General features: G+C 43.7%; 1 pseudogene. It reads left to right on the forward strand.

Features of this window, described 5'->3' with window-relative positions:
- Positions 1-295 precede the first annotated feature (295 nt).
- Positions 296-964: pseudogene (locus ACS8FC_RS15305) on the forward strand (glutamate--cysteine ligase); the annotation flags it as partial.

Here is a 964-nt window from a genome sequence, read left to right on the forward strand (position 1 = left end):
ACGCCATTACTGTATGGATGATGCCATGGTGCGTTGGCACTGTGTTTGATGGCTTAGAGCATGACCGTCAAAGCATCTATCTCTTGGGTAGATGCTTTTTTTGGCTAACGAATTTGACTTAAAACATTAAGTCAAATCTAGACTATTCGGCTCGCCTAAAGCTTATCGTATTTGTAATTGTTCGTGGTTTTAACCACGGCTTTGAGCTAAACTGACGGGATTATTGACCGAACATTTACCTCTTTTATGGACAAACGCCCATCGTGTTTTGATCCGCCATAATGAATAACAATAGATGACTATTATGAGTAATTTTGCGAGTAGCTTTGTTAATTTTGACATTCCCAATTGGTTTGATAGCCAGCATTTAACGGGTATGCTCCGCGGTATCGAAAAAGAAGGCCTGCGCGTGAAGCCTGATGGTTTTTTGGCACAGACGCCGCATCCAGTCAAACTTGGATCAAAATTGACCCACCCTTTTATTACTACCGATTATTCAGAAAGCCTACTTGAGCTTATCACCGAACCAAAAGCTTCGCCAAAAGAGACACTCAATATGCTCCGTCAATTGCATGTCTTGGTGTATCAAGGTATGCCGGAAGGCGAGCTGATGTGGCCACTATCTATGCCTTGTATGCTGTCTTCTAAAGATGAAGATATCCCACTGGCTGATTATGGTAGCTCTAATACAGGCAAGCTAAAAACCCTATATCGCAGTGGTCTTGGTATCCGTTATGGTCGCCGTATGCAGACGATTGCAGGATTGCATTACAACTTGTCTTTTGGTGATACGCTCTTTGAAACGTGGCAAGCGCAAACCTCAACGGCACAAGAGCAGACGCTAACAGAATTCAAAAACGAGAAATACCTAGGGCTTATTCGCAAGTTCAAGCGCCTAACCAGCCTTGTGTTGTATTTATTGGGTGCAAGTCCAAGCGTGTGTCCTTGTTTTGTTGCTGGGCGC

Source organism: Psychrobacter sp. 1Y4 (assembly GCF_051847555.1).